Origin of the sequence: Aequorivita todarodis (assembly GCF_028561335.1) — a bacterium.
GTDB classification, from domain to species: domain Bacteria; phylum Bacteroidota; class Bacteroidia; order Flavobacteriales; family Flavobacteriaceae; genus Aequorivita; species Aequorivita todarodis.
In genome coordinates this window covers 73,489-87,732 of record NZ_JAQQTG010000051.1, presented here as the reverse complement: position 1 = coordinate 87,732, position 14,244 = coordinate 73,489, and the positions used below count along the sequence as shown (strand labels likewise).

The following is a 14,244-nucleotide window of genomic DNA, read 5'->3' as shown; positions in this document are numbered from 1 at the left end:
CTTAAAAAAACAAATATTTCTGGCTATTTATGTTAATTATTCCGCCAATTTGGCCCAAGAGTCACGCAAGGGAACGGTACGGTTGAAAACCAATTTTTCAGAAGTCGAATCCCTATCAACCACAAAATATCCCAAACGCTGAAACTGGAATTTATCTTCGGGGTTGGAGTCTTTCACACTTGGCTCTGCATACCCGGTTATTACCTGCAAAGAGTCTGGATTTATGAATTCCATAAAATCTTTCTCTTTGTGGGTATCGGGCGAGGCTTCGGTGAAAAGGCGATCGTACAAACGCACTTCAACTGGCAAGGCGTGTTCAGCAGAAACCCAATGGAGCGTACCCTTTACTTTTCGTAAGGATGCTTCGGAACCGCTGCCACTCTTACTTTCGGGATCGTAGGTGCAGTGTATTTGGATAATGTTTCCTTCGGAATCTTTTACTACACTTTCGCCCTTAATGATATAGGCATTCTTTAAACGCACCTCTTTTCCAAGAGTCAATCTAAAAAACTTACGGTTTGCTTCCTCAAGAAAATCATCCCTTTCAATTAAAAGTTCTTTTGCAAAGGGTACTTGGCGACTTCCGGCAGTTTCATCCTCTGGATTGTTTTCGGCTTCAAGCCATTCTGTTTTTCCTTCGGGATAATTGTCTATTATCAACTTCACGGGATCCAAAACCACCATGATGCGCGGCGCTTTTTTGTTGAGATCTTCACGAACGTTGAATTCTAAATGCGACACATCTATCAAATTTTCACGTTTTCCAACGCCAATACTGTCGGCAAAATTTTTAATGGAATCCGGCGTATAACCTCTTCGGCGCAGCCCGGAAATGGTGGGCATTCGCGGGTCGTCCCATCCTGTAACAACGCCACTGCTTACCAACTGCGCAAGTTTTCGTTTGCTGACAACCGTGTGACTTAAATTTCTACGGGCAAATTCGCGCTGTTTTGGGCGCAATTTCTTGGGATCGACTACTTGGTCCAAAAACCAATCGTAAAGCTCTCTGTGCGGCAGAAATTCAAGCGTACAGAAAGAATGAGATACTTGCTCAATATAATCGCTTTCGCCGTGGGTCCAATCGTACATGGGGAAGATTTTCCAATCGGTTCCCGTGCGGTGGTGGTGCTTGTTGATGGTTCGGTACATCACCGGGTCGCGCATCAACATGTTCGGCGATTCCATATTTATTTTGGCACGGAGCACGTGCTCGCCTTCCTTGGTTTCACCGTTTTTCATTTTTTCGAACAAATCCAAATTCTCTTCAACGGAACGGTTTCTGAACGGGCTTGGCTTTCCGGGCGTATTCGGCGTTCCCTTTTGTTCCGCAATAGCTTCCGAAGTTTGGGAATCTACATACGCTTTTCCATCCTTTACCAGTTGAACCGCCCAATCATACAATTGCTGAAAATAATCAGAGGCATAGCATTCGGTAGCCCATTCATAGCCCAACCAGGAAATGTCGCGCTTTATGGCGTCCACAAATTCCTGTTCTTCCTTTGCAGGGTTGGTATCATCAAAACGAAGATTTACCGGGGCGTTGTAACGCTCGCCCAAACCGAAATTCAAACAGATTGAAGAGGCGTGGCCAATGTGAAGATAGCCATTGGGTTCCGGCGGAAAACGGAAACACAATTGTTCCTTTGTATAGCCCTTGGTAAGGTCTTCTTCAATAATGTGTTCTATAAAATTCAGCGGCGCGGCTTCGTTACCCATATACATATTTTTTATGAAGTGCAAAGGTAACCAATTAACTGAAAAAGAAACAGGTTTCCACTGAGCCCAACCCAACATTCTCTTATTATCTTTGTCAAAATTATTCTTATGGGAACCATCCGCTTAAAAAATATAAAGATTTACGCCTATCACGGCTGTTTAATTGAAGAAGGACAGATAGGCTCCGATTATTTGGTAAACCTTTCGGTAAAGGCAGATTTAAAGAACGCCTCCGAAACCGACGAACTTGCCGATACCGTGGATTACGTGATGCTTCAAAAAATTGTGAGGGAAGAAATGGCGGTGCGAGCCAAGCTTTTGGAACACGTGGCAAAGCGCATTATCGACTCCATTTTATTAAAAGTTGAAATGGTGAACGAAGTGAAAGTTACCGTAGCCAAAAGGAATCCACCCATTGGGGGCGATGTGGCAGAAGTGAGCGTGACGATGAAAAGGAAAAGGTAATTTGCTTTTTAAATAGGATTTTTAAGTTTAATTTTTTTACATTTGCAAGCCTAATAGGGCATCGTGGCCGAGTGGCTAGGCTCAGCTCTGCAAAAGCTGCTACAGCGGTTCGAATCCGCTCGATGCCTCTTAAAACCTTCAACTTTATGTTGAGGGTTTTTTATTTTTAAAAAAATTCAAAACGGTTCTTCCGAAGCTTTCATATTAAATAGTGATTCAAAGGCTTCCAAATTTTACAGTACTTTTATAAAGGTTCCTCAACCGGCGGAATCGGCCTTTCTACCGGATGTTTTTGCCCGGGAATTTTCTCCAGCCCTGCTTCCACACCCTTTGGAAAAATACCTTGGATCAGCAATAAAACACCAAAGGCCAATATTAAAATGCTTACCCACTTCTTGGTCCTGAAAATAAATCGTGGGGTCATTTTGTTTTTAAGTTTTTTCGCCAAGAGCATTTTTAAAAGATCGGTAAGAAAAAAAGTTGCCAATACGGTGGAAATAAAAAGAAAAACACCGTTATCTGAAGTAGTGAGCGCGTTTGCCATAATCAAAGTGCCAATCCAGCCAGCCAAAACGCCGAAGTTTACAAAATTTAAAAGGAAACCTTTCAGAAATAATCCGCCGAGGTTCTTTTTCACTTTTACGGCGTAATGCTCCCTTACAATTTTAAAAATTGATTTGTTGGTGCGTATGTATGAAATGATACCGTAAGCGATGAGAATGGCACCTCCAAAAATGAGCAGACCCGGATCGTGTTTTACCTTTTCTAAAATTCTGTTGGTGCTGAAAAAAGCAATCAGTATAAAAATTACATCGGCGAACAGCGCGCCGAGATCGAAGAATATAGCCGCTCTTATGCCTTTGGTAATGGCGGTCTCGATCAATGTGAAAAAGACGGGACCCACGGCAAAGGCCAATAGAAAACCGTAAAATGCTGCGTAGAGTAAACCGTCAAACATAGTAGGGTAAAAATACAAATTACTTTTACCCACAATGGTAAAATTTTAATTTTTATAATCCTTTCGGTGGCCTAACATCGTAAAATCCAAATGCTTTTTCACTAAATCTGCATTCTTCACTTTTACATAAACTTCATCACCAAGTTGGTACACATTTTTCGTGCGTTGGCCAATGACGGCATATTCCTCTCTGTCAAATTCGTAGCGATCATCGTTCAAATCCTGTAAACGGACCATGCCCTCGCATTTGTTTGATATAATTTCAACATAGATTCCCCATTCTGTAACTCCTGAAATTACTCCCAAAAATTCCTGATCTTGGTGATCCTGCATATACTTCACCTGCATATACTTGATGCTATCGCGCTCTGCATTGGTGGCTAGATTTTCCATATCGCTGCTGTGGCCGCATTTTTCTTCGTATTCCTCTTCCTTAGCAGATTTTCCTCCGTCCAAATAATGCTGCAGCAATCGATGCACCATCACATCGGGATAACGGCGGATTGGCGAAGTGAAATGTGTGTAATAATCAAAAGCGAGACCGTAATGGCCTATGTTATGGGTTGTGTACATTGCCTTGCTCATACTGCGGATGGCGAGTGTATCAATTAAATTCTGCTCTTTTTTGCCCTGTACATCCTTTAAAAGTTTGTTCATGGATTGAGCGGTGGAATAACGGTCCTTGGTGTTCAGTTTATAGCCGAAACGCTTTATTATATTTTCCAAAGCGGCAATCTTTTCATCGTCCGGTTCGTCGTGAACCCTGTAAACAAACGTCTTTTTAGGTTCCTGTTTTCCTATAAATTCGGCAACACTTCTGTTTGCCAAAAGCATAAATTCCTCAATCAGTTTGTTGGCATCCTTGCTTTCCTTGAAATAAACTCCTTCGGGATTATTATTTTCATCGAGAATGAATTTCACTTCCACTTTATCGAAAGAAATGGCACCGGCACGCATACGTTTTGTCCGCAACGTTTTTGCAAGACGGTCCATTTCCAGAATGGCCTCGGCAATTTCTGGTTTAACCGTATATTCCTTATCCGTGATTGAAATTTTTGAGGGAATTGTATGTGTTTCATCCTTCGGATTTTCAATTATGTGCTGCGCCTCTTCATAAGCAAAGCGGGCATCGCTGTACGTTACGGTTCTTCCGAACCATTGCTTTTTTACTTCCGCTTTGGGCGTTATTTCGAAAACTGCAGAGAACGTATATTTTTCTTCATTGGGCCGAAGCGAACAAGCGTTGTTTGAAAGAATTTCCGGGAGCATCGGCACTACCCTATCAACCAAATAGACCGAAGTTGCGCGTTCGTATGCTTCGTCATCCAGTTCGTTACCGGGGGTTACGTAATGTGAAACATCTGCAATATGGATTCCTATTTCGAAATTTCCGTTTTCCAGTTTTTCAAAGGAAAGCGCATCGTCAAAATCCTTTGCGTCCTTTGGATCTATCGTAAATGTGAGAACGTCGCGCATATCGCGACGTTTTTTTATTTCTGAAGCTTTTATGGAAGTGTCAATTTTATTGGCAAAATCCTCCACTTCCTTTGGAAATTCATACGGAAGACCGTACTGCGCCAAAATGGAATGGATCTCGGTATTGTGTTCGCCCGGCATTCCGAGTACTTTGATTACCCTTCCGTAAGGAGAATCGGCTTTTTCGGGCCATTCCTCCATTGCAACCAATACTTTTTCACCATTTTTTGCACCGTTTATTTTATTCTTCGGAACAAAAATATCGGTGTACATTTTATAATCGGTAACGTCCACAAAGGCAAAGTTTTCCTGCACTTGAATGGTACCTACAAATTCGGTTCGTTTTCGCTCTAAAATTTTGGTTACTTCTCCTTCGGTCTTTCCGCCCTTTTTGCGTTTAAAAACATACACTTCAACAATATCGCCGTTTAAGGCTTTGTTCAGGTTTTTGCTTTTCACATAAATATCGTCCTCCAAATCCTCGACGATAATATAACCTTGGCCTCGGCCGGCAATATCCACTCTTCCGGTATAGTAATTTTGTGAAGGGGTAAGTATATATTTGCCGCGCTCAATTTCCTGTATGCTTCCCTTGCCCTGCAGATCCTTTAGTTTTTTCACTATTTGGTTTCTGCTGCTGGGGTCGTCAAGTTGCAGTTTTGCGGCAATTTGTTTGTAATTGAATGCTTGTGAATGATCTTTCCGAAGAATGTTCAGTATGGTTTGGGAAAGATTTTCAATTTTATTGTTTTTCTTTTTTCTTTTATTTTTTGGCATAGTTGTTTTTGTAATTGGCGTAAAAGTACTACTTCTCAAAGAATGACGTGTTTACATTAGGAAAGATTTAGTACCTTGGTAATAGTTATTGGGTTATTAAGTTATTAGTTATTTGAAGGTTACGTATTAATAACTCAGTAACTCAATAACTGTGAGTTCATTTCTAAAAAAATACATTGTTTAATGTAACTTCATATCATTCCAAAACATAGAAACAAACACAATGAAGCACTTTAAAACCATAGCTATTTTTTCATACCCTGCGGAATATGCGGTGCTTCAGCTTTTGTTTGACCAGGCGGAGATTCGGTACATATTTCAAAATGAAACCATGATCAGCGTTTTTCCGTTCTATTCCAACGCCGTTGGCGGGATTCGGCTGCAGGTTCATATAGAAGACGTTGCAGAGGCTGAGGAAATTATCAAAAATCTAGACCATCCTTCCAATTTGAAAATAGTTTAAAAATGACGTAAGACTTTTTGACGTAAGACATAAGACTATTTTTTTAGTCCTACGTCTTATGTCCCTTAGTCCTAAGTCATTTTTTTAATGTTATCAACAACTATTTATACATCATTTCTTTTTTTGAAATTTTTAAAATAAAAAATGGTGATGATGATAGGGTGTTAATATGTACAATAACTTTTTGAGGTTTTGTTTTGAAATGAATTTATTGCCATTTAATAAAACGTTGTTAACATATATTTAAGATTTAAAAGCCTTGGAAATAACGAAATAGCAGAAGTAGTTAACAATGGTGGATAACGTATTTTGACAACTAAAATCTTATAAGTTTTTATAGAAATGTTGTTTGAAACGAAAGAAATGTTGCTCATAAATTGCAAGTAAAAAATGGTTTACTTTTTTTGAGTTCTGTAAATTTTAAACCTATTGTAAATAATCCCCACACTTGCAATTTTACTTGTCGAAATTCCATTAACAAATATCAACAAGGTTGTTAACTGAATGATGACGGTAGCGTTAAGAAATCGTTATCAATTGATTTTCAGCTAAGAAAATATAAATCCCCAGCACTTCGGGGAATTACCCCCAACCCCTAAAGGGGAGAAAATAATTATTAGAAACTCAAGTAGAAGTTTTAATATGACTCCCTTTAGGGTCGGAGTATTACATCTCCTTTGCTTCTTTATTTTAAGTGTAGTAAGAAATTTTCTGCTTCTTAAATCATTATCTTTGAAAAAAATATTAGTTATGAAAATCTCCATCGGCAACGACCACGCAGGTACTGAGTATAAATTTGAAATCATTTCCTATTTGGAAAAAGAAGGACACACCGTTATCAACCACGGAACCGATAGCGAAGCAAGTGTGGATTACCCTGATTTTATACATCCCGTCGCTGCGGATGTTGAAAACGGAAAAGTGGATTTAGGAATCATAATCTGCGGAAGTGGAAACGGTGCAAATATGACCGCCAACAAACACCAAAAAGTGCGTTCCGCACTTTGTTGGACCAAAGAAATTACTGAGCTCGCCCGTCAGCACAACGATGCCAATATTTTAAGCATTCCCGCACGTTTCACAAGCAAACCACAAGCTGTTGAAATGGTAAAAACTTTTCTTAAAACCGAATTTGAAGGCGGCCGCCACAAAAATCGCGTTGAAAAAATAGCCTGTTCATAACCCAATAAAATGGCGCATAACCACGCACATTCCCCTAACGATTCGCATGGGCATTCGCATCCCGATTTAAAGGGAAGGAAGCTGTTGCTTTCCATTCTTTTGAACATAGGTATTACCGTGGCACAAGCAATCGGCGGGGTAATTTCCGGGAGTTTGTCGCTGCTTTCGGACGCGCTTCACAATTTTAGCGATGTGCTTTCACTGGTTGTGAGTTACATTGCCGATAGATATTCAAAAAAAGATGCTTCGGTTACCAAAACCTTCGGCTACAAACGTGCGGAAATTATTGCGGCATTTGTGAATTCCGCCACTTTGATTGTAGTGGCAATTTATCTTATTTACGAAGCTGTTCTTCGTTTTTTCAATCCCCATACTATTGAAAGTGGCCTGGTTATTTGGCTGGCTGTTTTGGGTATTGTTTTCAATGGTTTCAGTGTTTTACTTCTTTTTAAGGATTCAAAAAGCAATATGAACATGCGCTCCGCCTATCTGCATTTGTTTACCGATATGGCAGCTTCCGTGGCCGTTTTGATCGGCGGTCTGCTTATGAAATATTACGAATGGTTTTGGGTCGATAGCTTGTTGACCGTTTTGATTGCACTTTATTTATTGATAATGGGTTACGATTTGTTGAAAAGCTCTTTTAAGGTTTTGATGCTTTTTACTCCCGATGACTTAAATTTGGAAGTAATTAATAAAGCTGTTTGCAAAATTCCCGAGATAAAAAATATGCACCATATCCATATTTGGCAATTGAATGAGCAGGAAACACATTTGGAAGCGCACGTGGAATTTCACGAGGACATAACCTTAACCCAGTTTGATGAGGCTTTAACCAAGGTAGAGGAAATGCTGTATCACGACTTCGGAATAAACCACGTAACCATCCAGCCCGAACACCAAAAGGACGACCCAAAGGATATTATTGTGCAGGATTGATTTATTTAAAAAACTATGGAAATTGAAGTAAAGAATTTCGGTGAATTGAGCACAAAGGAATTGTACGACGTTTTACAATTGCGGAGCGAGGTTTTTGTGGTGGAGCAGGATTGTGTATATCAAGATATTGATGGAAAGGACGAACGTGCCTTGCACATTATGGGGTGGGAAGACGGTAATTTAGTAGCCTACGCGCGCTGTTTCAAAGCGGGTGATTATTTTGACGAAGCTGCCATAGGAAGGGTTTTGGTGCGTGAAAACTACCGAAAACTGGGCTATGGCCACGCCATCACCAAAGCGTCAATAGAAGCCATTAAAACAAACTATAAAGCCGATAAAATAAAGATATCGGCCCAAGTGTATTTGGTAATTTTTTACGAAAGCCACGGGTTTAAAACCATCGGCGATCGTTATATGGAAGATGGCATTCCGCATATTGCGATGCTTAGAGTTTAAAAAATATTTCCTCCTCTTTTCCCTTTAGGGTTAGGGTAAAAAAGGAGGAAATTTTCAAGTATAAACTGATTACAGTTTAATAAGATTTTTCTCCAGATTAAGGTCTTTCAGCATTTCGTCCGTAAACTTATAATGCCCTCGGCGGGTAATGATTTTAAAACGCTGGTTCCGCATACGAGTCAACGTATCCAAAAACTGCCATTTGGATTTTAGCAATCGCGGTTTTTCAGATTTTAGACTGATTTCAAAATAGTGCTTTATCCCGGCACGATCTGCTACTATGTCTGGAGTAATTACCACATCGCTATCTTTTTTGTGATAGGATTTTGGGGTTTCATAACCTTCCACATCGGCCTGGATGTGTTCAAAACCCCGGTTCTCTAAATAGGCCACAGATTCCTTAAGAATCTCCTTGTTTTCGTCTCTTTCTGATTGTACCATAAACGCTAAGATACAACAGCATTGATAAACAGGCGGTTAACTTTATGTTAACTAAATAATGATAGTGTTAAAATCGTTTTTTATAACGAATGGATCCGTCAAAAGGAAGTTTCAGTTGTTGCAAAATATTTTTATCATCGCGATGGTCGGCAATGTCCAGTCCGTATTTAATATCCGCAGTTTTTCCGTACACAAACGTTCCGAAGAGGCGGTCCCAAATTGAGAACATATTTCCAAAGTTGCTATCCGTCCACGGCATTTGATAATGATGGTGGAATTTGTGCATATTCGGGGTTACAATTATGTAGCTGAGCGCTTTGTCCAGTTGCTTTGGAAGCGAAATATTGGCGTGGGTGAAATAGGTAAAAAGCACGCTCAAAATTCTGTAAAAAAGATAGAAAGCAATTGGCATTCCCATAATCACAACGGCAATCAAAGCAAACGTTTCCCGAATAATAAAGTCGAAAGGATGGTGGCGCGTGCCCGTGGTCACGTCCACATTTTTATCACTATGGTGCACGGTGTGCAGCCGCCACATCCACTTTACTTTGTGAAGTAGATAGTGCACGAAATACTGCGCAATCAAATCCAAAACCAGGATGGAAAGCAGTAATTCTAACCAAACAGGCCCATCAAAAAGATGTAGTAATCCAAAATTTGAATTGTTTAACCAAAGAAAAATACCAACGGTCGCAATCCCGAAAACCACGTTTATCAACATCACAAAGGCCAGCAGGATTAAATTGGTTTTTGCGTGCCGCCATTTGTTGTATTTGGTAAAAACGAGTGTGTAATACCCTTCAAGAATCCAGAAAATGGTAAGCACAAAAAACACCCAACCTGCTTTCATCCAAACGGGCATAGTTTCGAAGAAGGTTAGGAAGGAGTGCATTGTTAAATACAATTACTTCAATTTATCAGGATTTTTACCAAGCTTTTTAGATTCTGAAATTACCCTACGTTCCAATTTTTTAATATCCTCTTCGGCTGGCAATTCCTCAGGTTTTATGCCTCTACTAAGTAGAATTTTTCTAACGGAACGATTATTGGTTATATGCTCAGTCGATATTTGTCTTTCGTTTTTTAAATTTTTGTCTTTTGTGTTGAAAACAGTAATCTCTGTTGCAAAATCTTTGGCTTTTATCGTGATTGTTGGTAGAAAATCGGCTAATGCCCTTCCTTTGGGAACATTGAGTTTATTTTTCATTTGTTGTGTGGTCTTCCCAAAAAGTGCTTGATCCCCCTTACTTCTTATTAATCCAAAATTTTTATCATTCCCCGTCTGCTCATAAATGAGCTCGGATAACTCTTTCTCAGAGAGCGTTAATTTTTGTCTTGCTTGAAGTCTTTCCCAATCTTTGATTCTTTTTTCAATTTCTTCAAATTTTCTTGTTTGTATTGCAAAATAATTCTGTGCAAAAGCAATTTGCTCTTTTTTAGGATCTCCATTTTGGGCAATTAAATAGCAAGCATACCTTGTGAGCATTATATCATCAATTTCTCGCTCACTCCCAGAACCGAGTTGTACCATTTTGTTGACGTCAACAAAATGGTCTAAAATATCATTACCCGTGGCTTCACAAGATATTTTAGCCTTGGTAATGACCTTTTGAAAATTTCTCCATTCTGAATAACCCAATAAATGTTGAATATCTCTTGCAAACCAAAATTCTATTCCATTCTCTGTAGTTTGTGAGTGGTCTTCAAAATTATTTGATAAGGATTTTATTATATCAGATTTCATTTGATGAATTTAAATAATTATATGGTTTTTGAAAAGATGTTCAATCAATATTTTGAGCGTATTTATCACTTCAAAATTTTCCTATACCTTCCTTCATCATTCAAAACAGCAACCGCCTCCAAAATCTCGGGATTGTGCTCTATTTGGTAATTGTACAAACCTTCGCGATAGAAATAGCGCTTTAAAATTTCATCGGTCAACAACGATTCTATTTCTACTTTTTTATCAACGATAGCTTTGTCTTTGGCATTATCAATTGCAGCCATAAGCTGGTTGTAACTTGCTGAAATATCCTTGCTCATATCGTCATCTTCCGAGATTTTTAAACCTTCGGCAAACTTCTTTTCGGTTTCGGTTTCGTATTCGAAATTGTTGTCTTTTAAAAATTTCAGAAAATCCTGAAAATCGGCTTCGGTAAACTTAAAATTTTTCCAGTCTGTCATTTGATGGCTGTAGTAATATTTTGTTGCAAAATCGAAAATGGCGTTGTCCTTTAGCAAAGCCGTGGTTATAGGGCTAAAAACCGCAGATTTCAATTCCACATCGGGCAAAATCCCGCCGCCATCGTAAACCGTTCTTCCACCTTTGGTCTTAAAGGCGTTGTATTCCTTGGCATCTTTCCGGATGGGGTCGCCGTTTTCGTCACGGTGCCAGTAGTCAAGGGCCTGTATGCAGCGGCCGCTGGGGGTATAATAACGCGAAATGGTTACTTTTAACTGTGTTCCGTAAGTCAATTTTTTTGGACGCTGTACGAGCCCCTTTCCGAAACTTCGGGCGCCCACAATTACCGCACGGTCCAAATCCTGCAATCCGCCCGAAACAATTTCACTGGCCGAAGCGCTTCTTCCGTTTACCAAAACTACAAGTGGAATTTCAGTATCTACGGGGTCGCTTTTGGTCTTATAGGTTTGGTTGTATTTTTCAATAACCGATTTGGTCGTGGTAATCACTTCGCCTTTATCCACAAATAGGTTTACCACGTTTATGGCTTCATTTAGCAAGCCGCCTGGGTTTCCGCGTAAATCCAGAATGATTTTTTTTGCGCCCTGCGACTTCAAATCAACCAGCGCAGCTTTGGTCTCAATAGTAGTTTTTCGGTTGAACTGTGAAAGCACAATGTATCCAATGTCGTCATTTATCAATTTGTAAAAGGGAACCGCTTTTAAATCCACCGCCCCTCTGGTGATGGTTGCAGTGGCTGTTTTTCCTTGTCTTTTGTAAGTTACATCAACGGTTGAGCCGGGTGCGCCTTTTAATAATTCGCCGGCGTCGTCTTCCAAATCGGCAATATTTACGTTGCCTATTTTTACGATTTCGTCCCCAGCCTTCAATCCCGCTTTATCGGCAGGGTAATCCTTGTAGGGCTCCACAATTATAATTTTATCCTTTCTGCTCTGCGCGGTGGCACCAATGCCCGTATAAATACCGGAATTGTTGATTTTGGCATCCTCTACTTGCTGTTCGTTCCAATAAACGGTGTATGGGTCCAAATCTTCCAACATGCCTTTAATGGCTTTGTCCATAAGCGTTGCGGGCGTTACTTCGTCCACGTAGTTCATGTTCAATTCTTTGAAAAGTGTGGTGAAGATTTCAATCTGTTTGGCAATTTCAAAAAAGTCACTTTTGAAACTTACGGTAGTAAAAAAGATACCGACGGCGATGATGGGAACTATTATTCTTTTTTTCATTTTCTGAAAATTTAATTTAAAAGGAATCTCCAAAACTTGGAATTTGGAGTTTTAGTTTTTGGGATTTTTTGGTTTTCTCTTCTTCAGAAATATACGAAGAATGATAACAACTATTATTGCAACGAGGAATAAAGGCCAAAGGTATAAAATGCCCAAGAAAAATACCGAAATGCCGTTCCATCCGCCCTGCAGCGCGTTTTTCATTTTTTGCCCGTAGGATTGGGTGATGCCGGTTTCCGCAGTGGTTTTATAAAATTCAATGTTTACGGTGCTCATTGAAACCTGGCTTTGCAGATACTGCAATCGCCCTTGTTTAGCTTCAATTTCCTCACGAATGTTGGAAAGTTCGCGTTCTATTTGCAACATTTCCTCAACTTTATTCGCTTTTTTCAGCAGCTCAAGATAGCGTTCCTCAAGCACGCGCTTTGCTTTTAAACGCGCTTCCAAATCCACAAATTCTTCGGAAACGTCCTGCCTTGAAATATCTTTTTGGTCGAAATAGGCAACACCTTCAGAAATGCCGTCGATAAATTGCTGAAAATTTTTCGTGGGAATGCGGACGGTCATATTTTTATAAATACGGTTGTAGTCTTTGCCGCTGTTGTCGCTTTGCACCAAGCCTTTGTATTGCGAAGCAAGCTGAATAATTTTTTTATGGGTCGCCTCCACATCTTTGGTTTCAAAAGCGAGACGAGCCGTTTTGATTATTTTTTGTTCCTGGATCTGGGTATTTTGAGAAATATCCTCCATCTCCGGACTCATTTCATAAGATGCCGATGGAGCTTCCAAAGTTTCAAAATCTTTATTTGCCCCTCCGCCAGAGCAACTTAAAACAAACAATAAAAGTAAAGTGCTAACTATTTTCATATCCTAATTTTTTAAGCAGCTTTACCATTGCTTTGTCAAGTTCGGCGTACTGCGGTTTGACTTTTCCCAAAAAGAGAAATAGCATCACAAATTTCTTGCCGTGAATTTCTTTAAGCAAGTGTTTGTTAAGCCGATAGGCTTCGCGAAGCTGTCTTTTAACGCGGTTTCGTTCCACGGCCGATTTAAAATTCCGTTTCGGAACTGCGAAAGCAGCGAGATGGTTTTCCAAGTTTTCCTTCGGAAGAAAAAATACTTTTATGGGAAATTTGGAATGTGTTTTCCCTTCCAAAAACAAATTTTCAATTGTCTTGGCGCTTTTTAGTTTTTGGGTTTTGGGAAATTTTTGGTTCATAATTTTGTGTAGGCGCGCGATTTATCGCGCGCCTTTTCGCATAATCGCGCGCCTTTCCGTATAATCGCACGCCATTTCTGCGCATCGTCAATCCTCAATTGTAGTGATAAATTTAAGAAAATGGGTTACATTTAGTTAAATAAAACATTTATTGTGAAACACAAAGATGGTTCATTCAGATTAAAAAATTGGGATTATTCCAATATTGGATTATATTTTTTGACAATTTGTACCAAGAAGAAAGAACATTTTTTTGGAAATATTGAAAATGATATAATGGTTTTAAATGAAGCGGGCTTAATTGTGGAATCAAATTGGCGTAATATTGAAACACAATATTCAAATATTGAAATTGCCGATTTTGTGATTATGCCGAATCATTTGCATGGTATTTTGATAATAGATGGTTTAAAACATATAAAAACCAACGATTTCGCCATTGATGAAAAAACAGGAGGGATTACAGGAAATAAAAACCCCATGTTGCATCAGAATATTTCAACTGCGGTTCGTTGGTTTAAAGGAAAAACAACGTTTGACTGTAGAAAAATAAATACAAAATTTGGTTGGCAGGCAAGATTTTACGATCACATCATCCGAAACCAAACATCATTTTTAAAAATTCAGGATTATATTCAAAACAACCCGAAAATGTGGTATAGAGACCGGAATAATGAAGCAGGTTTAAAAATGTAGGCGCGCGATTAATCGCGCGCCTAC

At 39.4% G+C, this 14,244-nt stretch carries 15 protein-coding genes and 1 tRNA gene; 7 read left to right on the top strand and 9 right to left on the bottom strand.

All coding sequences use genetic code 11. The features are described 5' to 3' along the window. Window positions 1-36: 36 nt before the first annotated feature. Entirely contained in the window at window positions 37-1,716 is a 1,680-nt protein-coding gene (locus tag POV26_RS14825) for a glutamine--tRNA ligase/YqeY domain fusion protein (RefSeq protein ID WP_272857243.1), read from the bottom strand. 108 nt (window positions 1,717-1,824) lie between these two features. On the opposite strand from POV26_RS14825, the gene folB reads away from it, so the two are divergent. Continuing rightward, a complete protein-coding gene (gene folB, locus POV26_RS14820; RefSeq protein ID WP_045080382.1) occupies window positions 1,825-2,181 on the top strand; it encodes a dihydroneopterin aldolase in 357 nt (118 codons plus the stop codon). A gap of 57 nt (window positions 2,182-2,238) precedes the next feature. Next, a tRNA-Cys gene (locus tag POV26_RS14815) sits at window positions 2,239-2,309 on the top strand. Between the two features lie 116 nt (window positions 2,310-2,425). Here the strand turns inward: POV26_RS14815 and POV26_RS14810 are convergent. Then, window positions 2,426-3,172 (bottom strand): LysE family translocator, encoded by a 747-nt coding sequence (locus tag POV26_RS14810; protein WP_336375905.1) that lies wholly within the window; start codon window positions 3,170-3,172, stop codon window positions 2,426-2,428. A gap of 12 nt (window positions 3,173-3,184) precedes the next feature. Then, the gene (gene rnr / locus POV26_RS14805) at window positions 3,185-5,392 is read right to left on the bottom strand and encodes a ribonuclease R (protein WP_272857242.1); all 2,208 of its coding nucleotides are present in this window, start codon (window positions 5,390-5,392) and stop codon (window positions 3,185-3,187) included. 223 nt (window positions 5,393-5,615) lie between these two features. On the opposite strand from rnr, the gene POV26_RS14800 reads away from it, so the two are divergent. The 4 genes from POV26_RS14800 to POV26_RS14785 all read left to right on the top strand — a co-directional run bounded on the left by POV26_RS14800 (window position 5,616) and on the right by POV26_RS14785 (window position 8,432). Further along, a complete protein-coding gene (locus POV26_RS14800; RefSeq protein WP_272857241.1) occupies window positions 5,616-5,855 on the top strand; it encodes a DUF2007 domain-containing protein in 240 nt (79 codons plus the stop codon). Between the two features lie 750 nt (window positions 5,856-6,605). Next, window positions 6,606-7,037: a ribose 5-phosphate isomerase B gene (gene rpiB, locus POV26_RS14795; RefSeq protein WP_045080378.1), complete on the top strand. Its 432-nt coding sequence runs from the start codon at window positions 6,606-6,608 to the stop codon at window positions 7,035-7,037. A 9-nt stretch (window positions 7,038-7,046) separates the two neighbouring features. Then, complete coding sequence (locus POV26_RS14790; RefSeq protein WP_272857240.1) at window positions 7,047-7,976, top strand: cation diffusion facilitator family transporter; 930 nt, start codon at window positions 7,047-7,049, stop codon at window positions 7,974-7,976. A gap of 15 nt (window positions 7,977-7,991) precedes the next feature. Further along, the gene (locus POV26_RS14785) at window positions 7,992-8,432 is read left to right on the top strand and encodes a GNAT family N-acetyltransferase (RefSeq protein ID WP_272857239.1); all 441 of its coding nucleotides are present in this window, start codon (window positions 7,992-7,994) and stop codon (window positions 8,430-8,432) included. Between the two features lie 69 nt (window positions 8,433-8,501). Here POV26_RS14785 and POV26_RS14780 read toward each other — a convergent pair whose 3' ends face one another. The 6 genes from POV26_RS14780 to rnpA form a co-directional block, all read right to left on the bottom strand. Beyond that, window positions 8,502-8,873 carry a hypothetical protein gene (locus tag POV26_RS14780; protein WP_068762074.1) on the bottom strand — a complete coding sequence of 124 codons (372 nt, stop codon included), beginning with the start codon at window positions 8,871-8,873 and terminating at the stop codon, window positions 8,502-8,504. A gap of 67 nt (window positions 8,874-8,940) precedes the next feature. After that, entirely contained in the window at window positions 8,941-9,765 is an 825-nt protein-coding gene (locus POV26_RS14775; protein WP_272857238.1) for a sterol desaturase family protein, read from the bottom strand. A 12-nt stretch (window positions 9,766-9,777) separates the two neighbouring features. After that, on the bottom strand, window positions 9,778-10,617 hold the full coding sequence (gene dinD / locus POV26_RS14770) for a DNA damage-inducible protein D (protein ID WP_272857237.1): 840 nt from the start codon (window positions 10,615-10,617) through the stop codon (window positions 9,778-9,780). A 65-nt stretch (window positions 10,618-10,682) separates the two neighbouring features. Beyond that, entirely contained in the window at window positions 10,683-12,305 is a 1,623-nt protein-coding gene (locus POV26_RS14765; protein ID WP_272857236.1) for a S41 family peptidase, read from the bottom strand. A gap of 51 nt (window positions 12,306-12,356) precedes the next feature. Then, window positions 12,357-13,172, bottom strand: a complete 816-nt coding sequence (locus POV26_RS14760; RefSeq protein ID WP_272857235.1) for a DUF4349 domain-containing protein — start codon at window positions 13,170-13,172, stop codon at window positions 12,357-12,359. Beyond that, window positions 13,159-13,524, bottom strand: a complete 366-nt coding sequence (rnpA, locus tag POV26_RS14755) for a ribonuclease P protein component (RefSeq protein WP_272857234.1) — start codon at window positions 13,522-13,524, stop codon at window positions 13,159-13,161. Before rnpA ends, POV26_RS14760 begins: the two co-directional genes overlap by 14 nt. A 153-nt stretch (window positions 13,525-13,677) precedes the next feature. Here rnpA and POV26_RS14750 point away from each other — a divergent pair, with 153 nt between their 5' ends. Beyond that, window positions 13,678-14,220, top strand: coding sequence for a transposase (locus POV26_RS14750; protein ID WP_272857233.1), 543 nt, complete (start codon window positions 13,678-13,680; stop codon window positions 14,218-14,220). The last annotated feature ends 24 nt before the right edge of the window (window positions 14,221-14,244 follow it).